The 21,494-nt window shown below is 59.5% G+C and carries 16 protein-coding genes and 1 riboswitch; of the genes, 7 read left to right on the top strand and 9 right to left on the bottom strand.

Annotated features, from left to right (window positions below; all coding sequences use genetic code 11):
• Window positions 1–346: 346 nt before the first annotated feature.
• From EOA13_RS29800 to EOA13_RS29790, 3 genes are read right to left on the bottom strand one after another with little or no spacing between them, the layout of a single operon-like run.
• A complete protein-coding gene (locus EOA13_RS29800; RefSeq protein WP_063169411.1) occupies window positions 347–1,402 on the bottom strand; it encodes a hypothetical protein in 1,056 nt (351 codons plus the stop codon).
• A complete protein-coding gene (locus EOA13_RS29795; protein ID WP_063169412.1) occupies window positions 1,399–3,465 on the bottom strand; it encodes a hypothetical protein in 2,067 nt (688 codons plus the stop codon). The genes EOA13_RS29800 and EOA13_RS29795 overlap by 4 nt, the downstream gene beginning before the upstream one ends.
• Before the next feature lie 2 nt (window positions 3,466–3,467).
• A complete protein-coding gene (locus EOA13_RS29790) occupies window positions 3,468–4,805 on the bottom strand; it encodes a metallophosphoesterase (protein WP_063169413.1) in 1,338 nt (445 codons plus the stop codon).
• Between the two features lie 491 nt (window positions 4,806–5,296).
• Here EOA13_RS29790 and EOA13_RS29785 point away from each other — a divergent pair, with 491 nt between their 5' ends.
• The 7 genes from EOA13_RS29785 (at window position 5,297) to EOA13_RS29750 (ending at window position 11,280) form a co-directional block, all read left to right on the top strand.
• A complete protein-coding gene (locus tag EOA13_RS29785) occupies window positions 5,297–5,560 on the top strand; it encodes a hypothetical protein (RefSeq protein WP_082826710.1) in 264 nt (87 codons plus the stop codon).
• Window positions 5,561–5,877: 317 nt separating this feature from the next.
• A riboswitch (TPP riboswitch) is annotated at window positions 5,878–5,994 on the top strand.
• A 103-nt stretch (window positions 5,995–6,097) separates the two neighbouring features.
• A complete protein-coding gene (thiC, locus tag EOA13_RS29775; RefSeq protein ID WP_063169414.1) occupies window positions 6,098–7,933 on the top strand; it encodes a phosphomethylpyrimidine synthase ThiC in 1,836 nt (611 codons plus the stop codon).
• Entirely contained in the window at window positions 7,930–8,931 is a 1,002-nt protein-coding gene (gene thiO, locus EOA13_RS29770; protein WP_063169415.1) for a glycine oxidase ThiO, read from the top strand. Before thiC ends, thiO begins: the two co-directional genes overlap by 4 nt.
• On the top strand, window positions 8,900–9,097 hold the full coding sequence (thiS, locus tag EOA13_RS29765) for a sulfur carrier protein ThiS (RefSeq protein WP_024504260.1): 198 nt from the start codon (window positions 8,900–8,902) through the stop codon (window positions 9,095–9,097). Before thiO ends, thiS begins: the two co-directional genes overlap by 32 nt.
• 1 nt (window position 9,098) lies before the next feature.
• Window positions 9,099–9,872 (top strand): thiazole synthase, encoded by a 774-nt coding sequence (locus EOA13_RS29760; protein WP_024504259.1) that lies wholly within the window; start codon window positions 9,099–9,101, stop codon window positions 9,870–9,872.
• Complete coding sequence (locus EOA13_RS29755; protein ID WP_063169416.1) at window positions 9,869–10,474, top strand: thiamine phosphate synthase; 606 nt, start codon at window positions 9,869–9,871, stop codon at window positions 10,472–10,474. Before EOA13_RS29760 ends, EOA13_RS29755 begins: the two co-directional genes overlap by 4 nt.
• Entirely contained in the window at window positions 10,465–11,280 is an 816-nt protein-coding gene (locus EOA13_RS29750) for a hydroxymethylpyrimidine/phosphomethylpyrimidine kinase (RefSeq protein WP_063169417.1), read from the top strand. Before EOA13_RS29755 ends, EOA13_RS29750 begins: the two co-directional genes overlap by 10 nt.
• 905 nt (window positions 11,281–12,185) lie before the next feature.
• Here EOA13_RS29750 and EOA13_RS29745 read toward each other — a convergent pair.
• The 6 genes from EOA13_RS29745 to EOA13_RS29720 all read right to left on the bottom strand — a co-directional run bounded on the left by EOA13_RS29745 (window position 12,186) and on the right by EOA13_RS29720 (window position 21,479).
• Entirely contained in the window at window positions 12,186–12,752 is a 567-nt protein-coding gene (locus EOA13_RS29745; protein ID WP_063169418.1) for a hypothetical protein, read from the bottom strand.
• Window positions 12,753–12,776: 24 nt separating this feature from the next.
• Complete coding sequence (locus EOA13_RS29740; RefSeq protein ID WP_063169419.1) at window positions 12,777–14,750, bottom strand: DUF3732 domain-containing protein; 1,974 nt, start codon at window positions 14,748–14,750, stop codon at window positions 12,777–12,779.
• Complete coding sequence (locus EOA13_RS29735) at window positions 14,751–15,263, bottom strand: three component ABC system middle component (RefSeq protein WP_063169420.1); 513 nt, start codon at window positions 15,261–15,263, stop codon at window positions 14,751–14,753. It abuts the gene before it with no gap.
• The gene (locus EOA13_RS29730) at window positions 15,260–16,426 is read right to left on the bottom strand and encodes an ABC-three component system protein (protein WP_063169421.1); all 1,167 of its coding nucleotides are present in this window, start codon (window positions 16,424–16,426) and stop codon (window positions 15,260–15,262) included. Before EOA13_RS29730 ends, EOA13_RS29735 begins: the two co-directional genes overlap by 4 nt.
• Before the next feature lie 323 nt (window positions 16,427–16,749).
• A complete protein-coding gene (locus EOA13_RS29725) occupies window positions 16,750–20,223 on the bottom strand; it encodes an AAA family ATPase (protein ID WP_063169422.1) in 3,474 nt (1,157 codons plus the stop codon).
• Window positions 20,220–21,479 (bottom strand): DNA repair exonuclease, encoded by a 1,260-nt coding sequence (locus tag EOA13_RS29720; RefSeq protein ID WP_063169423.1) that lies wholly within the window; start codon window positions 21,477–21,479, stop codon window positions 20,220–20,222. The genes EOA13_RS29725 and EOA13_RS29720 overlap by 4 nt, the downstream gene beginning before the upstream one ends.
• Window positions 21,480–21,494 lie beyond the last annotated feature (15 nt).

The raw sequence follows: 21,494 nt of genomic DNA, 5'->3' as shown, positions 1-21,494 counted from the left end.
CAAGGGAATCGCAAAACCGAATTGCAGGAAAACAGCGTCCAAATACCGCTAATCCTGCAATTCCAAAGCCGCTATCCGCCTCAATCAACAGGCCAGATCAATGGCTTGCGGATAGTTCACGGCCGACTCACTATTTCTATGCTGAACAGTCTCGCCTGAGTATATGTTTTAGCTAGTCGCTAATTAGACGGAATTCTGCCAGTCTGCATTCCCCCCTGATCTGATGTAGAGCAGCTTCCAAGTGGGAATTAGCCCCCCATCGACCGGATCGGGCGACACGAACATGCGCTGAAGGCTTGGCGGAACGGCTACTGGGACCATGATGCTACTCGAATGCAAGATAGTGTCAGAACGTCCCGGGAAGGCTGCAGGCAGGGGATGTCAGGTCAATCAGCCTATAGATATGATACCGCCCATTCGCTGAGACTTCACGATGGGCATAGGAGGTGGGAATTCTTGCCTTGAGATGGACGCGGCTGTCGGAGCAGGCGAGCACGGCAGCAGCGATGGCCTGAACCTTCGGGCCGCTGACAAAAACGTTCACCACCGCACGCGAGCCGAACCCGTCGAGATACGTCTCGAAAGCATCGAGGTGGGCCATCAGCCCGAAAGCCTGGATGTCGCGAACTTCGCCATCTTCGAGCCGGTGGGTTTCACGTACCTTGGCCACCTGTTGATCGAGCAAAGCATCGATATGCGCATTCTTGTCGCTTCTTGGGACGAGGAGCGAGATCCGTTCCGGACTGACGATATCGATCAATCCGTAGAATACGTCGGCATCTCCTCCGATCCCCACGAGCAGGACTTTCTCTTCGCCCATTCCTCCGCTGCCTTGAAGATGAGGGACGGTGACGTATCGGTCCAAGCCGCTGGAAAAATCCTCTTTGCCGATCGCGTTCCCGTAGATACCTTCGGCGTACCCGAATTCGAGAGACTGAATCGACATTTTCTTGAATGCCACCGCAATCAGCCATTGGATGTAGATTCGCGGCATCGTCGAGCACTCGACGAAAACCTTCCGCAGGCTTCCTTCGTATGAGCCACATGAAGCGGCCATCTGAGTGAGCAGGTGATCGAGGAGATTGATGTTCTTCTGATACTCGATGGAAGGCTCGAGGGTGATCACAGTCACTTCGACGCCCCATCGGGTACCCATAGCGATGAGCTTTCGCCGGTTTTCTTCGACGGCTGGGACGTTCGCTTCCTTCAGAGCAAAGTCCAGAACCACGATCTTGCCGACCTTCAGGTCAAGATGGTTTTCGAACGCGGCGAAACGCGTTTCCCATCCAAGCGCGACGATCGCGATATCTGCCTCCATCGTTTCGCAGGTACCTGCATCTCTCGCCTTCTCGGTGACGGCCAGATGGCCGAAGACTCGATACTCGACAGTTGAAGCGGTCATTCGAGATCGCTCTCGAAAAGCGAGTGCTGGAATTCGGTCTTGAGTGCGGGCCGCGCGACGAGCTCCTTAAACACCGAGTCGGCCCAGTCTTCTGGGAGCCGATGCCTGGTAAAAAGCAGGTCGACCATCCGCGCCGCAGGGATTGTGTTGATTTCGTACGGGCCGCGATAGGAGAACCCGAAGTAAGGTGCAAATCGCCGATGCAATCTGATCATCATCTCCTTCGATGCGGGGTCGGCGCGGTCCACCTCAAAGTTGCCGGCGGCGGAGACCTCCCGGATAAACCCATCCCTTTCCGCCCGACGCAGGACCTCGTCCAGTTTTCCGCTGGGTTGCTCCAGTCGGTTCACCAGCGAGCGCATTTCCTTTAGATCAACCCTGAAAATGCCTCTCTCTGTCGTTCCTAGAGCATTTTCTTCGGCAAACTCTGTCTGGAGGCGAGCGGTCAGGTAACCCAACGCCCGCACCATGCGCACGCTCTCTTCTTCGTACGGATGTGAAAGCGCCTGAAGTCCATCAAGCTTCCGTTGAGAGGCGGCGTTCACAGCCTGTCTCTGCTGTTCGAGATGAATCTGTAAATCCGAGTTGATGAATTCCACCAGTTTTCGTGGATCACTGGAACTCGGAACACTGCGGCGGAAGATCTCTCCCATTATATCAAGGAAATCGCGTATACAGACGTCGCTCAATGATGTGATGATCTGGTGCCCTACGTACGGGTAGTCATGCAGACGCAGCATCTGGCACGCTTTCAGAAAAGCCCATCCCTGTTTCCGGGCGATCGACCTCTTCAGATTTGAAGCATCCGCCTTGCTCATGGGCCGGCGCTTAATTTCCGGGTTCATGAGCGCGAGCGCCAGCCCTTCGGCATAAGGGCGCGCTTTTCGATCAAGAAGGAATTGCTGCTGATCCGCCGTCCTCAAATTCACGGAGAGGAATTCACGTGCTGCATCAGCAAGTGCCACAAGCTCTTCTCTGCCCTCGGAATGACCCGATATGATAACCCGCTCGATGATGTCATTGACGGAAAGCCGCCCCAGCCGGTTTTTGAGCGAAAACGCGCTGAGCGCATCGTTGCGCTCGAGATCACTCCGCAGATGGTCAGGAAGCGCATAGTACAGCCGAAGCGACGACACGTTCTCGCACAGCGTGGCGAACTCCCTCGGATCGACTGAATCAAGATTCTCGACGTCCCGGTCAGCATTCGAGAGCGACTGGCCGGGTATGATCGTCCGGATCGTGTCGTAGAGGCCGCCGATGTAGGCGAGGACCCATTTCACGTTGCCGCGCGTCTTTCTCACCAAGGTGTTCAGGAACTGCTGTTGGAGCGGTGTCAGTGCTTCACAGTCGTCAATCAGTATCTTGAAGAAGGGCGCCCTGTCACCGGCGAAAGATGGGCCATTTAAAAGTGGAGTGATCGCGGTCGCGACCTTGTTAATGATCGCGCCAGGGTCTGTTGCTCTGAAGCCGGTCGCTCCGGCATCGGCGGCAAAGAAGAACGCGTTGAAGCATTCGTCGACGTACCGGGTTATCCCACCCCGCAGCTCATCGATGCTGAAGAAGTCGAGACGGGCAGGTTGGGGTATGAAGTGCAGCACTTCGCGATGCAGTGCCAGGGCGACGTCCCTATCTTCGGAGGCCCGGTATTTCAAGTGGCCGTCGCGTCTGAGCTGGCCGATGCTCTCGAGCAGGCGTTCGACTATCTTCAGCTCCAGATAGTGAGAGAAGATTACGAATTGCCGCGGGATCACGGCGGCCGTGTCGAAGCGTATCCGCTCCGGAATGAGGTTCAGAACGGCGTTGTCGATTAGGGGCGAGAATGTCTCATTGAGCTGGAAGAAGACGCCATACCAAGCGAGCTTGCCGACTTGGTCCGAGAGACTTTTGTCTTCAAGAATATGGACTGTGGAAAGCGAGCGAAGAATGCTGGTCTTGCCGCTGCCTCTCGTCCCTGCGACGAAGACCGGCTTGGCGGCGGCAGAAATCAACGCCGACTTCTGACTGAACCACAGTATCGGGCGGCTTTCGTACTCGATCCTGTTGGGGCCGAACGGATTCTCCATCGCTATTCGTCCCTTACCTTAATGCGCCAAGCCGAGTTTGCCTTGGTGAGGCCGTCTATCTCGATGAAGCGCGCCGCTTGGAGCATCAGAAGAGAGTCTTCCAGATCTAGCCCGAGCTCGGCGGAGGCAGCAATCTCAGTGATCTCGTCCCAGAAGAGTAACCCATTCCCGCGCCTGGTGGCATGGTCGCGCAGTCGGCGCAGCAGGTCAAACGTGTCGTTGTTCAGAAAGGCCTTGCCGTTGGACATGGTCGAAATAAAGCAATGTTCGCCTTCCATGACCGTCCCGTCGGCGACATTGGTGCGGTAGGGTATAAGTCGGATGCCGACGAGCTCTCCCTGATCGGTCGTGAAGAAGACGAGCTCATTGAAACCTGACTGTATCTCTGGTGCTGAGATGCAGATCAATTTGCCGTCCGGAAACCTTGGATCGTTGACGATCTCGACCGGATCAGCATGTATGTGTCCATGCAGGTAGACGATAGGCTTGTTGCCCTGCAGCAGCTGAGTTCTGACAAATCCGCTGTTGAGCATCTCCGCGTATGGCGTAATGCGCGGAGTCTTTTGTGGCAGCAGATTGTGATGGCCGATTATGATGCCGTAACGCATGTCGGGCTGCTGGAGCAATTCCTGTAGGCCTGCAAGCATCTCACGCGAGATGTATGGCGTGTCCATCTGACCGTAATACTCGTCGTCGGACGCCTCCTTGTCTGGATCGCTGGGAGGTGTCGCGGGCGAATGTCCCGAGATGTCCGGCGAGCCGAGATCTAGAGGCTCTGTAGAAGGACTGAGTGCCTCGAGACGATCACGAAGGAACGCGGGAAGGTTTTGAAGCTCCCAACTGCCTATCGCTGTGTTGACGAGGATGAAGTTTGCGCCTGCGGATCCTGTCGGAAGTCTGAAGTGCACGGGTTGGTCCACGGGAACGGTCTGCCAACCCAAGCGGGCGGCTAAACTCGCCATTTCGCTGAATTTCTCAGTCGGTCCAAGTTCGCGCGCGTCATCACGGTTCACATCGTGATTTCCCGGTACGAATATCAACGGAAGCGCCTTTGAACTGCGTCCCTGTGCGCGGCAGAGCAACGTGAAATGCTGGAATGCCGAAGCAATGAAGGTCTTGTCGCCACGGCTCGTGAAATCCCCCATGAAGGCGATCGAATCCAAGGGCTTCGAAGTCGTCAGCCGCCGAAGTTTCGTCAAGACGGCACGCAGCGAAGACGCGCGTAGCTTCTGCGTTATTTTCGGAGCGAACTTGCTATCCTTGGCATCGATGTTGCTAGAGGAAGGATGCCAGTCCGGATAGTGAATATCGCCTACTTGAAGGATTCGCACCCGCCGCATAACTCGCCCCCCTGCCGAGAGCCATAGACTAATCCGTTCGCTTTTGCCAAGCGCGAACGATCATCCGCAGTGTCCTTAACGAGGTAGCCTGCACTTTTCGAGAATTGCCACGGCGGCTATTTTTCGGCTGTGAAGCACACGAGACCCGTGACGTGAGACCCAGTTGCTCAATGCCCAGTTGCTCAATGAGCTTTCTTACGAATAAGGGAGAATTTCCGCGGCCGGACTATCTCTGAGCGAGCGTGCATGACTGCCAACGGAAGGTCTTGCACGCACCCTTGCGATCTTGAGCAATGGTCGCCATGACTTTCTTCTTGCAGGCTTTTGAGTGGCCCAGCCTGCGATCACCAGACCCCACCGATTCTAAAGAGCGTGGCAGATGGGATAGTCGAGGTTGCCCGTGCACAGTCACGCTCAGGGCTTGCGCCGCCCAGAGGACACGCTGAAAAGGCAGATTGGGGCGCAAGCACGCCATTCACGAGAGGTTCGACATGAAGACCATGCAAGAAAAAGACATTCCGGCATTCGTACAAGCAGTTGTGGACGCCGGCTGCAAAATTTGCGCGATTGGCAACTTGGGATACGTCTTTGGCGATGCTGATTTCACGCCAGCGCAACGGAGGGCCGTCGAGCCACAGCTGCGTAGGATTGCTGAAATCTACGGCGAACGCGATCATCTCATGAACGAGATAGCTGTATATCTGCGGTCGATCGGACGCCATGTCGAGGTTGAGCCGAAGACAGGTATTTCCTGATGGCCGTGATCGCGAGAAGCCGTCTTCCAACCTCTGAATCCTAAAGGAGGTGACCCCCAAGGCCGTTCGTCACCTTCGACCAGAATAACCACATCCGTGACCGCCTGAGCTACTTGGTCGATACGCGCACATGGCCAATACAGTTTCTCCATCCTTCACGAAGCGAATGAGGCTTTGGCCATTCAGCCCCGGTCTACGGGGCGTGACTTGTCCCCGATGCATGCGCGAGCTCTCCGCCCGGCTGGCCGCCGGTCGTCGCCACCGGCCGAAGGCGCCCGAATGCGCTTGACAAGATAGCGTCAGCCCGTTCAACCTAAGGCATTCACCAGGGGAGTCCCGGCAAGGGGCTGAGATACTGCTGGCTTTCGCGGCGCAGTGACCCGTTGAACCTGATCCAGTTCATACTGGCGTAGGGACGGTGCAAGCGCTTTGCGGGAGTTTACGCCCGAGGTCCTGTTGCAGCAGGTCTACAGAAGCGTCTTTTCATCCTTCCGGCACAGAACTGGGTCTCCAATGCATGAGCAAAGGAGCCTCACGATGAATGCCCTCACCCCCGCCGTATCGACGGGACCACTGCCCGCCTCGCGGAAAATCCACAAGCCCGGCGTCCTCTACCCGCAGATCAGGGTGCCGATGCGCGAGATTTCCGTCCATCCGACGGCCGGCGAACCGCCCGTCACCGTCTACGATCCGTCCGGCCCCTACACCGATCCATCAGTCGAAACCAGCATCGAAAAAGGCCTTGCCCGGCTTCGCCACGAATGGGTCACGGCGCGTGGCGATGTCGAAGCCTATGACGGCCGCCACGTCCGGCCGGAAGACAATGGATTCGCCACCGGCGAGCGCCTGACACCGGAATTTCCGATACGCAATCGGCCGCTCAAGGCCAAGCAGGGCAAGGCGGTGACCCAACTTGCCTATGCGCGCGCCGGCATCATCACGCCAGAAATGGAGTTCGTAGCCATCCGCGAGAATCTCGGCCGCGAGGTGATGCGCGGCAAGCTGCAACGCGACGGCGAAGCCTTCGGCGCGGCGATCCCAGATTTCGTCACACCCGAATTCGTGCGCGACGAGGTGGCGCGCGGGCGCGCAATCATTCCCGCCAACATCAATCATCCCGAGAGCGAGCCGATGATCATCGGTCGCAATTTTCTGGTCAAGATCAACGCCAACATCGGTAACTCGGCTGTCACATCGTCGATGGCCGAAGAGGTCGAAAAAATGGTCTGGGCTATCCGCTGGGGCGCGGACACGGTGATGGACCTGTCGACCGGCCGCAACATCCACAACATCCGCGACTGGATCGTGCGCAATGCGCCGGTGCCGATCGGTACGGTGCCGCTCTATCAGGCGCTGGAAAAGGTCAACGGCATCGCCGAGGATCTGAACTGGGAGGTCTACCGCGACACGCTGATCGAGCAGGCCGAGCAAGGCGTCGACTATTTCACCATCCACGCCGGCGTGCGGCTGCACTACATCCCGCTGACCGTCGACCGGGTCACGGGCATCGTCTCGCGCGGCGGCTCGATCATGGCCAAATGGTGCCTGCACCATCACCGGGAGAGCTTCCTCTACGAGCATTTCGAGGAGATCTGCGACATCGCCAGAGCCTATGACGTCTCCTTCTCGCTCGGCGACGGCCTTCGTCCCGGTTCAATCGCCGATGCGAACGACGCGGCGCAATTCGCCGAACTGGAAACACTTGGAGAACTCACCAAGATTGCCTGGGCAAAGGACTGCCAGGTGATGATCGAAGGCCCGGGCCATGTCCCCATGCACAAGATCAAGCAGAACATGGACAAGCAGCTCGCAGTGTGCGGTGAGGCGCCGTTCTACACGTTGGGGCCGCTGACGACCGACATCGCGCCGGGCTATGACCACATCACCTCAGGGATAGGTGCCGCCATGATAGGCTGGTTCGGCACCGCAATGCTTTGCTACGTCACGCCGAAAGAGCATCTCGGCCTTCCCGACCGCAACGACGTCAAGATTGGCGTGATCACCTACAAGATAGCCGCCCATGCAGCCGATCTGGCGAAGGGCCATCCGGCAGCGAAAACCAGGGATGATGCCCTTTCGCGCGCGCGCTTCGAGTTCCGCTGGGAGGACCAGTTCAACCTGTCGCTCGACCCCGAAACCGCACGGTCCTTCCACGACCAGACCTTGCCCAAGGAGGCGCACAAGCTGGCACATTTTTGTTCGATGTGCGGGCCGAAATTCTGCTCCATGCGCATTTCCCACGACATCCGTGCCGAGGCCCAGAAGGAAGGCATGGCGGCAATGGCGGCAAAATACCGGGAGGGCGGCGATCTCTACATGCAGGCGGACGAGACTGGCGTACCGGTCGTGCCAGAGGCTCCCAAACCATCATGAGGGTGCTCGTCAAAGGGGCCGGCGTTGCCGGCCTCACCGTCGCTTTCGAACTCGCCGCCCGCGGCGCGACGGTCACCGTCGCCGAGATGCGGCATGGCCTTGGTGGCAACGCGTCGTGGTTCGCCGGCGGCATGCTGGCGCCATGGTGCGAGCGCGAAAGCGCGGAGCAGCCGGTGCTGGATCTCGGACGCGATGCTGCCGACTGGTGGGATGCGGTGCTGTCGGGTCAGGTGACACGGGCCGGGACATTGGTCGTGGCCGCGCCGCGTGATGCCGGTGAGCTTGACCGGTTCGCCAGTCGCACGTCAGGGCATCGGCGCGTCGATGAAAACGAAATTGCGCTCCTGGAACCCGACCTCGCCGGCCGCTTCCGGCGTGGATTGCTCTTCCCCGACGAGGCTCACCTCGACCCACGCCCGGCGATGGCGGCACTTCATGACAAGCTTGCGACCATGGGTGTCAAATTCCACTTCGGCTGCGACGCCCGGCCTGTTTCGGGATTCGCCCGTCAGATAGACTGCATGGGAATGGCAGCGGCCGATGACAGGCTGCGCGGTGTTCGCGGCGAAATGCTGATCCTTCGCACGCCTGATGTCTCGCTGTCGCGGCCGGTCCGTTTGCTTCATCCACGCTTTCCGCTTTATGCCGTGCCGCGCACCGATCACCGTTTCATGATCGGAGCGACGATGATTGAAAGCCAGAGCGCCGGACCGGTGACGGCGCGTTCCATGATGGAGCTGCTGGGCGCCGCCCATGCCCTCCATCCGGCCTTTGGTGAGGCCGAGATCGTTGAAACCGGTGTGGGTGTCCGTCCGGCATTTCCCGACAATTTGCCACGCGTCGAAACAGACGGTGAGATCATCGCGATCAACGGTCTTTATCGTCACGGTTTTCTCCTCGCCCCCGCCATGGCGCGCCAGGCTGCCGACCTGGTTTTCAGTCAAGACAGAACCAAGGAGCATGCTCATGAAACTGATGGTCAACGGCGAGGCGCGTGAGATTGCCGCCACCACGCTGGCCGAGTTGCTTGCCGCGCTCGACTATGAGGGCGATTGGCTCGCCACCGCCGTCAACAGCGACCTCGTGCACAAAGCCAACCGCGCGGAGTTCCAGTTGAGCGACGGCGACCGGATCGAAATCCTCTCGCCCATGCAGGGCGGCTAGCATGTTGGAGCTTTATGGAACCGAGCTTTCGTCGCGCCTGCTTCTCGGCACGGCTCAGTATCCTTCGCCGGCCATCCTTGCCGATGCAGTCAAGGCATCGGGCACGTCGGTGGTGACCGTCTCGTTGCGGCGTGAGATGGCGGGCGGTAGGGCCGGCGAACAATTCTGGTCGTTGATCCGCTCGCTGGGCGCCAGAACCCTGCCCAATACCGCCGGCTGCCTCTCCGTCAAGGAAGCCGTCACCACCGCGAAAATGGCGCGCGAGGTCTTCGGCACCAACTGGATCAAGCTCGAAGTGATCGGCAATCACGACACGCTACAGCCGGATGTGTTCGGTCTGGTTGAAGCCGCCCGCATCCTGTGCGAGGACGGCTTTGCGGTATTCCCCTATACCACCGACGATCTCGTTGTCGCCGAGCGGCTGCTGGAAGCGGGCTGCAAGGTCCTGATGCCGTGGTGCGCACCGATCGGTTCCGCCTTGGGACCGGTCAACATGACGGCGCTGCGCTCGATGCGCGGATATTTCCCTGGCGTCCCGCTGATTGTGGATGCGGGGCTCGGACGGCCGTCGCACGCGGCCACCGTCATGGAACTCGGCTTTGACGCCGTGCTCCTGAACACAGCGGTCGCCAAGGCGGCAGATCCGGTCGGCATGGCGCGTGCTTTCGGTAAGGCGGTCGACGCCGGTCGTGAGGCGTTCAGTTCGGGAATGCTCGAACCGCGCGACGTCGCCGTGCCATCGACACCGATGGTCGGCAGGGCCGTTTTTTCATGAAGCTCGATCCCTTCTACCTGATCGTCGACAGCGCCGCCTGGATCGAAAGGTTGGCGCCGCTCGGCGTCAAGCTGATTCAGCTTCGCATCAAAACCATGGATGAAACCGGGCTGCGCGCGGAGATCCGCAAGTCGAAGGCCTGGTGTGTCCAACACAAAAGCCAGCTCATCATCAATGATTATTGGCGCCTGGCAATCGAGGAAGGCTGCGATTTCGTGCATCTGGGCCAGGAGGATTTGCAAACGGCCGACCTCTCGAGGATACGGGCAGCGGGCGTCAGGCTCGGATTGAGCACGCATGATCATGTCGAGCTGGAAACGGCCATGTTTGCCGAGCCCGACTATGTCGCGCTCGGTCCGATCTATCCCACCACTTTGAAGAAAATGAAGTGGGCACCGCAAGGGCTAGAGCGGATCAGCGAGTGGAAGCGGCGGGTGGCGCCGATCCCATTGGTCGCCATCGGCGGCCTCAACCCCGACCGCCTCGACGGCGTCTTTGAGGCCGGCGCCAACAGCGCCGCAGTGGTCACGGACATCACGTTGAGCTTCGACCCCGAAGCGCGCACGCGAGAATGGATCGAAAAGACGGACCGATGGCGATGAGACGAGAACCGCATGTGCTTGTCGTTGGCGGATCAGATTCCAGCGGGGGTGCTGGAATAGCACGCGACATCGAGACGATCTCTGCCGTTGGCGTGCGCACCTGTCTCGCCGTCACAGCGCTAACGGTGCAAACGCACGACGCCGTGATCGAAATCCATCATTCGCCACCCAGCATGGTGGCCAATCAGATGTGTGCCGCGCTACAGGCCAACGACGTAGCCACAATCAAGATCGGCATGCTGGCGACTGCCAAGATCATTGTTGCCGTTGCCGCAGTGCTGCGCAAATTTCCGCAAGTGCCGGCAGTACTCGACCCTGTGCTGGCCTCCACCTCAGGCCGCGCACTTCTGGAAGCAGGCGCTATCGCTGCCATGAAGCGCGATTTGATGCCGCTTTGCTGCATTGTCACGCCCAACCTTCCTGAACTGGCGCTCCTTACTGGTTCCGAACCGGCTTCGGATGAGGACGGTGCGCTCCAACAAGGACAAAGACTGCAGGCCGTCGGCCCTCAGGCCCTGCTGATCAAGGGTGGGCACGCGTCGGGTCCCCGATCGGCCGATATTCTGTTACGCTCCGATCATGAACCCATCCACTTCGACACGCCGCGCCTTGCTATATCGATGCGCGGAACAGGTTGCATGCTGGCCAGCGCGATTGCGGCGCATCTGGCGAAGGCGAAGTCGCTCGAAGATAGCGTGCGCGAAGGCAAGCTGTTTGTGTTCGAGAAGCTTCAGAAATGCCGGCTGAATAATCACAACGTTCTGCGTCCAGCCAAGCAGACCCATTTTCCAGAATTTTTCCAGTAGCGAGACTGGAGGGCTACTGCTTCTCTATGCCATCCTTACAACGCGTTGAGTTCCACTGTGCCGTCCAGAATTATCTGTCGTTGTCCAGAATTAAGCCGGGCTTAGAACTGAAACGAACCCGCCGAAAGGTACGAGCGGCCCTCACTCGATAAGGGTTACCAAACCTATTCCTGTGGGCTACCAATCCGCGTGGTGGGTGGCCTTAGGTTACCAATCAGTGTGGCGTCCGGAATTATCTGCCTCTCTCCGGAATTAAGCCGAGATTAGAAGATCGGTGCGGTATTGCGCCCGGTCAAACCGTGTCGATTTGCGGCGTAGCCGACGTGTCTCACGCTTGGCGGCGTCGCACGCTGGTCCCGATTGTCGCCCGAATATCTGCCTACCGGCGACAGTGAATGCGCCAAGCTAGACCTTCGTCGATAGGGCGGCTCCGGTTTACCAATCCTGTCGTCCTAGGTTGACCAATCCGTTGTCGACCGTGAGCGGGTTTACCAATAAGGGCGGCTATATTCTGCGCAAACCCAATCACCTGATGCCAATCCAGAATTAATCGTCATTAAGGGCATTGGTAAACTCAGTCTGAAACCCCACCCTTAGCCAGAAAACTCTCCTGTTTTCAATCGCATAGCCCGCCCGCCAGCAACCGATAATTCGGGACCGGTAAACCCGTGAAAGGCCCAATAATTCCGGACGTCACACCAGTCTGCCCTTTTATGCGACTTTTCGAGCACAGACCGGGAACATCTGACCGTTTCCATTCATCGCCCAAGGCCGGTTTAGCGCTGGAAAAGCCAAAGTGCGGGAGTAAGAATGGCCGCAACGGGGCCGGAAGCCGTCGGTCAGCTTTCGGGGAGTGATCCCGGTAAGTTCGCAACTCATTCGCTTCTTTTCTGCAGTCCCCGCCATTACGAGTTGGCGGTGTCGGTCGCCGAGGGGATCAACGCCATTACTGCGGCTAGTTCGGCCCTCCGGACGAGGAATGGCATGCGCGTCGTCCCATAGTGCTTGGCAAGATGGAAGCGGTGCATGCCTCCTACGATGTGAACTTGGCCTTGGTACTCGCCGAGCAAAGGCGGTGTGACACCGCGGCCATGCAGCCATCGGTAGGCGATCCCACAGCTCTTGCTCTTGTAACGTTGATGCCAAGGACCCTTGTCCCTGCTGGCGGCGTAGGTAAGCCTGCCGCCAACGTCAGTGACATCAGCGTCGATAAGAATGAAATCCGTCGAAGCGTGGTCGCTGGGATCATCGCCGTCGAACGCGAGATAGAAGTTTGCAGGATCGCAGTCCCATATCGCAGTCAGTGCAACCGGAATGTTCTTTCTTCCTTTGCACCAGATGTCGACCTTGCGTTTCTCCTGAGCGCGGGCGACCTCGAAGGCTTCGTCTAGTTTTCCTTCCGCGACATCCATGGCTGTGATGACGTTCAAGCCAAGGGCCGTCAGACGGTTGATCTCGTCCACGTTCGCCATGCCTTCTCCTCTGGCAGCAGATTATTATCCACCGTTGGAAGATGCGGCGGCAATCCAAGCCTGAGGCACGAGGGCCTGTCCACGCCATTCCTCAATCAACTTGACTCCGGGAAGCTTGCCCCAGACGTCCTCATCTGCATGATCCAGCACGATGATCTGGAGGCGACCTTTCGCGGCCATGACCTCAGCGCCTAGGAGCGCAAAGACCTTCCTGACGGCGACCACGTCCTGATCCCTCCACGCGATGAGGTCGGGGCCCTCGTCGCCCGCCGCCCGCTTAGGAAAATAGACTTGGCTAGGTTGGTCGAAGATCAGCTGACCAGGGACTGGGTGATGAGGTTCGGCCAGGAAGTAGTGCTGCAGCGCAAGCATTAGTGCGACGTGATACGCGAGCCAATTGGCGCCGCTGCCAATCTCCCACAGGTAGTCCTCACGCGTTCCCCTAGTCACCTTGACGGTCAGGTCTTCAATCAACAGCCTAATCGGGGCCTCGGGCCACTCCGCGTCAAGCTGCGGAATCAGCCGATTGGCATGATGGGAGACTTGGTGCAACGCGTTGAATAGCTTGCGCTGGATGTCGGCCTCGGAGATCGTCTTTTGCAGCGTTGCAATATCGGCCTGCAGCGAGGTGAGTTCCTGCCGCAAATCCGACGACTGGTCGGCGCGGTCGTAGACGTGCAACGCCTGCTCCAATCGACCGAGGAAGCGCTCAAGCCTATCGAAGCGATTGGCCTCGTCTCGGGCGACGTCAGAGTCCCGTTCCAGCACCGCTATCTCGCTACGGACATCGTTCAACTCAGATAGGACCGCTTCAGCGGCGCCGCGCTGGCGCAGGATTTCCTTGTCAAGCGTGTTAGACATCGCAGGGTGGGTCCGCAGTCGGATCTCCAGACCGCCGAGGTTGTCGCAAAGGGCCAAGACCTTCTCGCGGCCGCCGTCCCCGAGTGCGACCAACGGATCGGCGAACTCGTCGGCCAAGTCCCTCAGCCACGTGGAAAGGTCCAAGCGGTCACGTTGGATGCGCATGGCGTCGCCGTACGCCTCGCTGCTCTCCACCAGACGGCGCAGTTCGTTCAGGCGCTGACGATGCTCGGTAAGTCGCGCGGCGATTTCAGTTTCCGACGCACGAAGGGTTTCCAGACGCGTCAGCACCACATCGATGCCGGCCAGGCTTGGTCGAGCAAGACTTGAGTTGCTGTTCGACACGCGCCGAAGCAGGTCAACAACGTCACTCCAGTCCTTCGGCACTTCAGTGGAGGAATCGACTAGGCCAAGTTCGACTGCCTGACGCAGCCACGCCTCCGCCTCCGCCCGCCAAGCGCCAGTTGCCGACACGATCGCGCGTAGCTCAGCCTCCTTCCGGCGGAGGTTGCGCTGGAGCCGATCGATCTCAAACCGCGCCTGGAGAATCTTTGCCGTGACCGCGCCCAGAACGTACGGGAAGATGGTCTTTAGCTTCTCCCGGTGTTCCGTCGTATCGGCCTTGAAAAACATCACGTCGGGATTGGCGATCACGTTCTGAGGTTGGAACGTGAAGGCCATGAGGTCGCGGAAGCTTGGCCTTTGCTTGAATCCATTCTCTGTACCTGGTTCGAAGTCGAGGTCAGTCAGTCCTGCCAGGCGGTTCATCGCGCGCTTGACCGTGTCGACATTGGTGGTCTTGTCGGTGATCGTCTCCGGAATTTCGACCTGTGCGCCCTCCAGCAGCACCATGTCGCCTGTGCTCTGTTGGTCCCCCGGTTCGCGTCGCGCCAAGAGCTTTTCGCCCTCCAGCGTCTCGATCAGAATGCCGAACCAGCTGCAGTTCTCGCGGATTACGCCCACCGGAATCGCGCATTTCTCCGAGCCCAGACAGTAATCAACAATAGGGATAACGGCGGACTTCCCGGTCTTCGACGCGCCGCTGATGACGTTGACGACACCGGGCTCGAACTTGACGACCCGCGGCGCTGCACCATTGCGGGGCCAAAGGATCAGTTTTCGAAGCTGGAAATACATCTAGAACTCCACCCGTAACAGGTTGGCCACCTGCGCGGTCCCCAGGTTCGAAAACCAGAAACCCAATTTCTCCGAGGCAGGTCCGAGGTGCTTGACGCGCTCTGGAAGGACGAGCCTCCTCGGTTTCGGTTCTGGTACGTTTGCTCTTAAAGTAGCATCCTTGTAATCCACGGACAGCAGCCGCCCGCTCACACCGACAGCGGCCGATTGCAATGTCAGAGTACGCAGCAGCAGCGCTCGCTCGTGGACGGCGAGGAGTTGTTCCCGTTCCTTCCCGAGCTTGGCCGCGAAGAGCGCCAGTCCAGAGGGTCGGTTTGTCGAAGTCACGATTTCGAGCGTTGCGCGATGCAGGACGATTGGCAGCACGAGAAACGCCAAGGCGAACGGCGCTGGACGTTCGTCCTCAGCCTGGAAACCTTGGCCAAATTGCCACAATGCGAAAGCCCCAAGTCCTGGATTCTGGACAAGGGCGAGGTCGCTGAGCGGTAGGTGCGATCGGCCAGCCTCAATCAAGTCGCTGGCTCCAAAAGAGTCTGGTAGTCGGGATGCCAGCCGAGGCGCAGGCCGTGGGCAAGGGCGTTGAATGATCCGTGGACGAAATGACCGGGGACGACTCGACCATCGAGTGGAGGCTGCAACTGCGCGCAGCGCCTGTAAACTATTCTACCACGAACCGTTGCGGGGTGTCCGGCCTGTATGTCGTGCACCTCTGCACTGACGTGCTCATAGCGACCGACAAGATCATCGTCCCAGTCACTTAGGTTCTTCTCAAAGATTAGCCCGCTTTCGCCCCAGATCGAGATGTCGGCGAGCGTCCTAAGGTAATCGCTAACAGCCCGGACGCACGCTTCGTCTCCCACCTCGATCAGCTCGAGTTGGCGGACGAAGGCGGGACGGTCGGCGATCAATTGTTCGATGGCCTCGACAGGCGGTTGCTTGGTGAAAGACGACAGCAGCCCTGGAAGGTTGTTCTTCTGAACAAATGCTCTTTGCTCGGCCTGAAACGCGTCCACGTCCAAGATGGCGGGCTTGCCAGCTCTAATCAGCCTGTCCGCCGCCTCCTTCGCAGCGCCGATCGCGCGTTCGCACACTAGGTCGATGATGAGCGGAGAGACCGTCGGCTTGAAGATCGCGCGTATCGGATCGACGGGATCTGCATCGACGCTGATAACGGCGAGATTCTTGACCAAGGCGGCGCAATGAGCCGCATCAGCGTTCAGGAAAGCTTGGACGTCGGCGTCGCATGCCGGTGCAGCTTTCAGCTTGCTGTGGGCTTTGGCGAGGTTAGCGACCAGCGCCTCCACGTCGGCATCTGTTTTCGCGTCGTTCAGCGCGATCGCGAAGGCACCCGCCTTCACCGGTGTGACATATAGCCGGAAATGGCTGGTCGCCGGGTCGATCTCTCCCGCCGCCATGAAGCTGAGCCAGTTGGCCAGAGACTTCCACAGGTCCGCAGCCCAGTCGGATATCGGATTTTGCTTCAGTGCGCTCTTGCTTTGCTCAAGAACGACTTCGCCGCCGACCAGGTGAACCGCCACATCGTCTAAATGTTCAAGAGAGACCAAGGCGCCGCTAGGCGCGTTGAGCAGGTGAAAGCAAAGGCGTACAGGTTGAAGCGCATAGCCGAGGTATTGGCCAGCGGCGCTGTGTTTTCCCGTTTGCGTCTTCGCGTTCATTGCCCATCCCGTTCTCCCGAGTCGCACCGGAAGAAGCCAGTAACGATATTGGTATAGTTCGCCGTTGTTTACAATTGGCGCCCCGGCGATAGGACGGCTAGGCGCGATACAATTGCTGTTTAGGGCCAGCTCTCGAAGTCCAGATTCGGCAGGACAATGAATTTGCAGGACGTCCATTATGGGCACATCGGGGCCGTCTATGGCTCGGGCGATATGTCCGCTTTTGGACGAACGCGAAGTTTGCCGGAACGTCTGACTTTGGGCGCATACTTGCCGTCAAATTCGGCGTCCTTCACTGGTTCGTTCACGTATTCCGGAGAAAATTACTGTGCGAGTTGATGGATCCTCGTTCCCGGTACGACAGCCTCAGCTATTTCACATAGATGCTTATGGTGCGTCAGGTAGATGACCTGACCTGTGTTTGCCATCGCTCCGAACAGCCTGAAAACCTCCTCCGAGCGAATATGGTCGAACGTCTCCATGATGTCGTCGGCGACGAATGGGACCGAGGGCCGAAATTGCGCGAACTCGTAATAACCGGCGAGTCTTAGGGCAAGGTACAGCTGAAATCGTGCACCCTTTGAAAGCGCTTCGGTGACCTTGGATTGCCCGTCACCCTGCACAGCAATGAGAACCTCACCACCTCTTACAGGCTGGGTTGTCAGCCCCGAATACTGGCCACGCGTCATTAGCTTGAACGCGTCTGATGCGCGCGCCATCATGCCGGAGCGATGGCTCTCACGGTAGATCCGCAAAGCATTGCCAGCCGACATGATGCCAAGCTTCAGCTCTATGTAGCGAACGGCCTTCTCCTCGATTTCCAGCAGGGTTGTGCGCCGTTCAGCATCCAGGCGTGCAACCGCACTATCACCGCCGATGGCGTCCAGCTTGTCGGCCGCGCGCGTCTGCCGGATCAGCTGTTGCTGGATGGTTTCATCGAACAGGCGAAGCCGCTGCTCACCCTCAGCCTTCTCGACCGCGAGGCCGTCGAAATCGATCGCGTCCAGGATCGAGCGGGCCTGCTCGAATCCGTCGACCGCGAGCTCCGCCACTATCCGTTCCTCAAGTTCGGCGACGGTGGTGCGCAAGCCATCGCGCTCACGCAACAGCTCATCGCGTTCGACTACCTCGGGCAGAGTGGCGACACCAAAGACGCCCAGCACCTCGTTCTTGCGGCGTTCGTGTGCCAAAATCTCAGTGTCGAGGATGTCGCGCGCCTCCTTGAGGCGCTTCAGGTCGTTGCCGAGGCTTGCCTTCGTTTCACGTGTCCGCTCGGCACGCTCTAGGCGCTCGGCAAGGCGGATGGCCAACTGCTCCGGGTCGGTATCCTTCGTCGGCTCGTCGGCTTCAACCGCAACGGCGATGACCTCGACCAGAAAATTGGCCCTGTCGGCCTCCATCTTGTCGATACGCAGCTGCAGGTCGTCCCGTTCCTGCAGGCTTCTTGAAAGTTCGGCCAATTGATCGAGCACAGTGCCGACGCCGGATGCGGAGAGCCCGCTTTCGAGCCAAGTTCCCTTGAGTGCTTCGGTAATGCCGGCCAGCCATTCCTCCTCGCGACGCTCCGCCACACCTACTGCAACCCGTCGTGCCGCTAGATCCTCTTCTTTGGAGCTCACCATTCTGAGCGCCTCGGCATACTCGGCGTCCACCTTGCGCTGCCGATCCAGAAACGGCTCCGCGATGGCCATGATTGCTTCGAGGGTGTCGTTGGACTCTGATACAATGCCGACGCTTCCCAGCACTGCTCTCATTTCCAAGCGTATCTGCTCGCCGGCGTCAGCGGCTCGCTCGGCCTTCAAGCGAGCAAGTTCGATCTGCTCCCAGGCAGCGAGCGCATCGCTGCGCGCCTCGATCTGATCCTCGATCCTTTCGATCAGGCGCTCAGACGAAGGTTCCACGGCGTCTCCGAGCAGGTCCCTGGCGGCCGCGCGGATTTCCAACAATTGGGTATCCACATCCTTGCCGAGCTGTGTGCGTTGGATGCCGTTGCGTGACAGGTTGGCCGCGGCCTCGGCCAGCTCGCGCGTAGTTGCCCGGATCTCAGCCAGATCCGCCGCGCCGGCCAGCCGGCCTGCGCTGGCAATGTCATCGCGCGCCAATGCCACGGCGAAGTCGTCAGCGGTGTCACCGGTCAGCGCTGCGCGGTGCGTTGCCCACGCATCATCGCGAACTCGGCGGATGGCGGTAGCCGCTTCATCGTCGACAATGTCGCCCGAGGCACGAAGGGCATCCAATCGTGCGGCGAGCATGGCATGGTTGCCCTCGTATTCAGCAAGGCGTTCGGCAAGTACGGCGGTGTTCCTTGCCAGTTCTGACGCTACCGTCTTCCAGGCGGCAATCTGCCCGGCGCTCGGAACCGCGACGTTGGCGAGAGCGAGGGCATCTCCGTTCCATGGACGCAAGCGCGCGAGCGCCGCCTTCCATCGGATTGTTCCCGCATCTTCCGCCTCGCGAGCCGTCCTAATCTCTGCCTGGTGTCCGCTTGCTCGCGCTTTCGACAAAGCCGAGCCCAGCCTTGCCCTGGCAGGTTCGGGCACCGCCCTTTCCTCGCCGACCCGCTGCCTTGCCACCTGCAGCGCATCGAGTGCCGCCGCGGCTTCGTCGCGAGCGGCACGCATCCCGGTAGCAATCCCGGACCTCTGCTCGACCATGGCGCGAACGACGCCAACGGTGACGGCAGGCAGAAGCAGCGCGCCAGGATCCGCCTCGGAAGATCGGCCCAAGGCGGCAAGGCAGCTCGCCACGCTGTTGTTGAGGATTTGCAGCTCCATCCTGCGAGTGGGCAAGTCAAAGCCAGCCGCGGTATGGCGCACCTTGCTCTCCGCCAGCCCGCGAATGCGTTCGGAAATCGACAGGATCGGTTCGTCCTCGTCGACCGCAGTGACTTTTTCCGCCAGGCGCTCGGTCTCGTCGATGTTTGCGGACAGCCGCGTTCTGAGGCTGGCATCGTCATCGATCAGTTCGGTGACACTTCCCGTCGATGTCCGGGCTGGGGAGGCGATGTCCGGCAGCTGATCCAGCCGGGCAATCTTGCGCCGGATATCCGCCAGCATCGGCGCAGCACGCACGTAACGAGCAAAGGTATCCAGCCTGGCCACCAGCACCGCCCGATCGCTGATGGTTCGGCCGTACTGCTGCGCTGCATCGAGACGTTCGGCCTCCAGGCCCTCGTAGGTTGATGCAAGGGTGTCGATCGCATCCCTGCGCGACTTTACGTCAACAAGGCGCTTCTTCAACAGCGCCAGTTCGGTTCCATGCGCCTGCTTCCGATACAGAGCGTCTGCTTCGGCCTCGAGGGCGTTCAACGTATCACTTGCGTTCCCAAGACCGGCGCTGGCCGTGAACAGAAGCTTGCCGAGGTCGCCCCGCGACTCCAGGATAGATTTTCCGCCGGCTTCCAACGTCTCGTCATCGAGTGAGAACATCGTCGTGTAGGCGTCGCGCGACAGACCGGCGAGATGCGCCGTGATCGCCACCTCGCTTACCGGTTGGCCCGTCGCATTCAATAGCGAATTACTGCGCTGTTTCGTACGCGTGAACGTGTGTTCGGAGCCGGCCAGTTCCAGCACCCCGCCGATGCGCATGGCACTGTACTCGTGCAGGAAGTTGTAGCGGCTCCGTTCCTCGATGCCGAACAGCAAGTCTAGATAGGCCGAAAGCGCAGTCGATTTGCCGGCCTCATTCAGGCCAAACACGATATGCAGATCAGGTCCGGATTCCGGTTTGGGTCCGAAGTCGATCGAACGATCGGTGAACTTTCCATAACGAATGAGGTCAAGGCGCCGCAACCTCATGACGATCCACCGGCCTTAAGGCGGGCAGTCACCAAGTCCGCGCCCTTGGAAAGCACCTGATCGAGGAACTGTTCCAGCCCGGCTTCGTCCGTCCCAGCAAAATCCCGCCCGTCGGCCGGAAGGTCGGCGACCATCTTTTGGACGAACGCCCTCGCCTCAGCGCGGAAGGCCTCCGAGGTGGCATCGGCACGCATTGATTGCTCGAGTTCGAAAATCGGATCAGCAATATCCTCGGCGGTCTCCGTCCGAGGCGGCGCGAGGTCAAGCTCGAGCTTCTCCACCCACGTATGGCCTAGCTGTTCCGCAGCCTGTTCGGCTTCGGCAAGAAGGAGGTCCCTGTCGCGGATCAGCGCCCACATCAGTGGTGACGTTCCTGTCAGGCCAATGCGAGCCACAGCATGACGCGATCGGACGGTTGCCCGCATCTCTTCGAGTGCGAAGCGAACACGCGCGACGGCCTCGGGCCACTCCACCGCTCCGGTAAGGTCGACGCTCACCCGTTCGAACTGCGCAACGCTGGTCAGCCGTTCCTCGATCTCCACCGAACGGTCGTGGCGCACCGTCACCAGGGTGACTGATTTCTCACCGGCCTCGTTGATATCCCTCCCCTGCGGTATTCCCGGCATCACCACGGCACTGGCGCCAGGATGGACTTGGCGAGCATGGATGTGGCCGAGGGCCCAATAGTCGAAACCGTGGGCGTGCAAGTCAGCGATGCTGCAGGGCGCGTAAACGTCGTGACCTGGCGATCCAGCCAGACTGGTATGCATGATGCCTATGTTGACGGCCCCTTCACGAGCCGCCGGATATTTGGTTAACAGGCTGTCCGGCGCCTTAGGGTTCGCAAAGCTCAAACCATGGAATACGACGTCCAGACCGCCGGCTGTCTGCAATACCGACTGAGCACGACCACCAAAGATGGTAACGGTGTCGGGAAATACCAGCTGTTTGGAAATCCGCGACAGGGCGTCATGATTACCGCGGATCTTGAAAACCATGATGCCGGCCTGGTGCAGGCGTGTCATCTGCGCGCCCAAGAACCGCGCTGTCTTCATTGAAGTCTGGTCGCCATCGTATAGGTCGCCAGCAATGACCAACGCGGCCACACGTTCCTCAAGGCAGAGATCCACTATCGAAACGAATGCCTGGCGGCTGGCGTCGCCCACCAGCCCGGCAAGATCGGGATTTCGCATCGCCAGCGAACGAAGCGGCGAGTCGAGATGAATATCGGCCGTGTGTACGAATCGAAATGCCATTCGGCCTCCGCCAGC

Origin of the sequence: Mesorhizobium sp. M7A.F.Ca.US.011.01.1.1, from assembly GCF_003998295.1 — a bacterium.
Classification (GTDB): Bacteria; Pseudomonadota; Alphaproteobacteria; order Rhizobiales; family Rhizobiaceae; genus Mesorhizobium.
Note: the sequence above shows the minus strand (reverse complement) of the source record. Positions and strands in the feature narration are given on the sequence as shown.

Coding starts and splice junctions, on each gene's coding strand:
- EOA13_RS29800 (WP_063169411.1), bottom strand. CDS start 1,402: ATGACCGCTTCAACTGTCGAGTATCGAGTCTTCGGCCATCTGGCCGTC.
- EOA13_RS29795 (WP_063169412.1), bottom strand. CDS start 3,465: ATGGAGAATCCGTTCGGCCCCAACAGGATCGAGTACGAAAGCCGCCCG.
- EOA13_RS29790 (WP_063169413.1), bottom strand. CDS start 4,805: ATGCGGCGGGTGCGAATCCTTCAAGTAGGCGATATTCACTATCCGGAC.
- EOA13_RS29785 (WP_082826710.1), top strand. CDS start 5,297: ATGAAGACCATGCAAGAAAAAGACATTCCGGCATTCGTACAAGCAGTT.
- thiC (WP_063169414.1), top strand. CDS start 6,098: ATGAATGCCCTCACCCCCGCCGTATCGACGGGACCACTGCCCGCCTCG.
- thiO (WP_063169415.1), top strand. CDS start 7,930: ATGAGGGTGCTCGTCAAAGGGGCCGGCGTTGCCGGCCTCACCGTCGCT.
- thiS (WP_024504260.1), top strand. CDS start 8,900: ATGAAACTGATGGTCAACGGCGAGGCGCGTGAGATTGCCGCCACCACG.
- EOA13_RS29760 (WP_024504259.1), top strand. CDS start 9,099: ATGTTGGAGCTTTATGGAACCGAGCTTTCGTCGCGCCTGCTTCTCGGC.
- EOA13_RS29755 (WP_063169416.1), top strand. CDS start 9,869: ATGAAGCTCGATCCCTTCTACCTGATCGTCGACAGCGCCGCCTGGATC.
- EOA13_RS29750 (WP_063169417.1), top strand. CDS start 10,465: ATGGCGATGAGACGAGAACCGCATGTGCTTGTCGTTGGCGGATCAGAT.
- EOA13_RS29745 (WP_063169418.1), bottom strand. CDS start 12,752: ATGGCGAACGTGGACGAGATCAACCGTCTGACGGCCCTTGGCTTGAAC.
- EOA13_RS29740 (WP_063169419.1), bottom strand. CDS start 14,750: ATGTATTTCCAGCTTCGAAAACTGATCCTTTGGCCCCGCAATGGTGCA.
- EOA13_RS29730 (WP_063169421.1), bottom strand. CDS start 16,426: ATGAACGCGAAGACGCAAACGGGAAAACACAGCGCCGCTGGCCAATAC.
- EOA13_RS29725 (WP_063169422.1), bottom strand. CDS start 20,223: ATGAGGTTGCGGCGCCTTGACCTCATTCGTTATGGAAAGTTCACCGAT.
- EOA13_RS29720 (WP_063169423.1), bottom strand. CDS start 21,479: ATGGCATTTCGATTCGTACACACGGCCGATATTCATCTCGACTCGCCG.